Here is a 2723-nt window from a genome sequence, read left to right as displayed (position 1 = left end):
GGGGGAGGGCCTGGGGACCCGACGGGGTGGTGGACCGGGCCGTGTCGTCGGGCGACACGGCCGGTACCAGGCCGTGGGCGGGGCCGCCGGGACCGGTGGGCGGTACGCCCTGACCAGGGGTGCCGTTCACGGGAGCGGTCCGGCCGGGCAGGCCGGCCGGGGCGCCCGCGGGCGGGAGTTCGTGGGCCGGGCCCAGGGCGCGGCGGCGCCCGGCCGGGGCCGGCCGGTCCGCCGTGGCCGGGGGCAGGGCGGGCATGCCCTGGGCGGCCGGGGCCGGACGGTCGTCGCCGGCTCGCCCGCGCCGCCGCCCGGTGCCCAGCCCGGCCGGGTCGACCGGGGCCGTGGCGAGGCCGGGCGCGGCCTCGTCACCCGTACCGGCGCGGCGCCGCCCGGACGGCAGCGCCAGCGCGCCGCCGCCGGCCTCGGCGGGCCGGACCTCGTCCTCCAGGAACGCGTCCACACCGCGCCGCGCCCGCCGCCGTCCGGTCCCGCGTTCCGCGGCGGCCGACTCACCGGCGGCACCGGCTCCGGCGCCCCCGGCCGCCTCGGCGGCCGACGCCGGCTCCGGAGCCGGCGGCTCCGGCAGCGTCACGGTCCCGGCGCCGGACCCGAGCGGCAGCTCCAGCACGTACGCCCCGCCGGGTGCCCCCGGCACGTCGACGGTCTGCAGCACCCCGCCGTGCGCCCGGACGATCCCCCGTACGACCGGCTCGTGCACCGGGTTCCCGCCGTCGTAGGGGCCGCGCACCTCGATCCGTACGACGTCGCCGCGCTGGGCGGCGGCGACCACCACGGTGGAGTCCATGTAGCCGCTGCCCTGCGGGGTCTTGCCGGTGGCGTCCACGCCGGTGACGTCGGCGATCAGGTGCGCCAGCGCGGTGGCGATGCGCTCGGCGTCCACCTCGGCCTCGATGGTCGGCGCGTGCACGGCGAACTGGACCCGCCCGGGCCCGATCAGCTCCACCGCACCGTCGACGCCGGCCGCGACGACCCCGTCGATCAGCACCTTCTTCTTGGCCAGCTTCTCGGCGCCGGCGTCCAGCTGCTGGAAGCCGAGCACGTTGTCGACCAGCGTGGTCATCCGCGAGTAACCGGCGGCCAGGTGGTGCAGCAGCTGGTTGGCCTCCGGCCAGAGCTGGCCCGCGTCGTCGGCGGCCAGGGTCGCCAGTTCCCCGCGCAGCTCCTCCAGCGGCCCGCGCAGGGCGTCGCCGAGGACGGCCAGCAGCTGGGCGTGGCGCGCGGCCAGGGCGTCGTAGGGGCGCCGGTCGGTGAAGGTCATCACGGCGCCGACGAGCTGGTCCCCGTCCCGCACCGGCGAGGTGGTGAGGTCGACGGAGACGGGCTGCCCGGCCTTGTTCCACAGCACCTGCCCGCGCACCCGGTGCTTGCGCCCGCTGCGCAGGGTGTCCGCGAGGGGGGACTCCTCGAACGGGAACGGCGAGCCGTCGGCCCGGGAGTGCTGGACGAGCCCGTGCAGCTCGCGGTTGCCGAGGTCCGTGGCCCGGTAGCCGAGGATCTGCGCGGCGGCCGGGTTCACCAGGACCACCCGGCCCTCGGTGTCGGTGCCCACGACGCCCTCGGCCGCGGCCCGCAGGATCATCTCGGTCTGCCGCTGCGAACGCGCGAGCTCGGCCTCGGTGTCCACGGTGCCGGTGAGGTCCCGTACGACGATCATGAGGAGCTCGTCGCCGGTGAAGCCGGGGTGGGGGTCGCGGTAGGCGTCGCGGCCGTCGAGGTTGGCGCTGGTGATCTCGACCGGGAACTCGGAGCCGTCGGTGCGCCGGGCGATCATCCGGGTCGGCTTGCGCCGGTCGGTCTCGTCGTCGCCGGGGCGGCGCATCGAGCCGGGGATCAGCTTGGAGTCGAACTGCGGCAGCAGGTCCAGCACGCCCCGTCCGACGAGGCCCGTGCCGGGGCTCTCCATGGCTTCGAGGGCGATCGAATTGGCGTTGACGACCGTGCCGTTGGCGTTGACGAGCAGCAGCGCGTCGGGCAGCGCGTCGAGTATTGCTGCGAGGCGAGCAGCGCCTCGGGATGGCCTGCTGCTCACGACGAGCGTCCTCCCCTGACCACGACTACCGGCAAGTCACGGGAGGAGTCTAAGGCCACCTCCCCGGCCCGGAACCTCGGACGGCGGGGCCTGCCCCGGCATGTTCCGCCGGCCGACCCGATCCTGCCAGGTCAGGAGGGGCGGCCCGGAAGCAGCGGTTCCAAATCATTCCATCGCTTGATCTCACAACCATTGCGGCGCTGAAACCTTGCGTCCACCTGTCGTCCCCGCCAGTTCCCGGTGACGTGGGCGGTGGCCGGTCCGCCGTCCACGTACGAGCAGATCCGGTCCTTGGGGACGGGGGCGAAGGGGTCCTTGCCCGCCCGGTCGAGCCGGTCGAGCCGCTCGCAGGCCCGCTCCTTCTTGGGGTGCGTACCGCCGGGCGGGTCGCACTCCAGGAGGTATTCGCCGTCGGCGAGCGGGTTGCCGGTGCCGGCGACGGAGACGGTGAGCCGGTCGGGCGGGGAGAGCAGTGCGCCGAGCGGCAGCGGGGGGAGCGGGCCGGCGACGGCGGCGGCCAGGGCGGAGGTGACGGCGAGGGCGGCGAGACGCATCAGGATCACTCCGGGTGGGTCGTCGGATCGTCGGGTCGTCGTGGTGTCGGTGCGTCGTGGCGGCGCCGGTCGGTGCCCCGGGAACCGCCCCGGGAGACGTCCGGCCCCCTGCCCAACGA

2 protein-coding genes are annotated in these 2723 nt (G+C 76.2%); both read right to left on the bottom strand.

What is annotated here, in order from left to right:
- A partial coding sequence (locus EF918_RS34445; RefSeq protein WP_125652801.1) for a PAS domain-containing protein occupies window positions 1-2050 on the bottom strand: 2050 nt, incomplete at its 3' end.
- 131 nt (window positions 2051-2181) lie between these two features.
- Entirely contained in the window at window positions 2182-2604 is a 423-nt protein-coding gene (locus EF918_RS34440) for an SSI family serine proteinase inhibitor (RefSeq protein ID WP_125652802.1), read from the bottom strand.
- Window positions 2605-2723: the final 119 nt, after the last annotated feature.

The organism is Streptomyces sp. WAC06614 (assembly GCF_003949795.1).
Classification (GTDB): domain Bacteria; phylum Actinomycetota; class Actinomycetes; order Streptomycetales; family Streptomycetaceae; genus Streptomyces.
Note: the sequence above shows the minus strand (reverse complement) of the source record. Positions and strands in the feature narration are given on the sequence as shown.

Coding starts and splice junctions, on each gene's coding strand:
- EF918_RS34440 (WP_125652802.1), bottom strand. CDS start 2,604: ATGCGTCTCGCCGCCCTCGCCGTCACCTCCGCCCTGGCCGCCGCCGTC.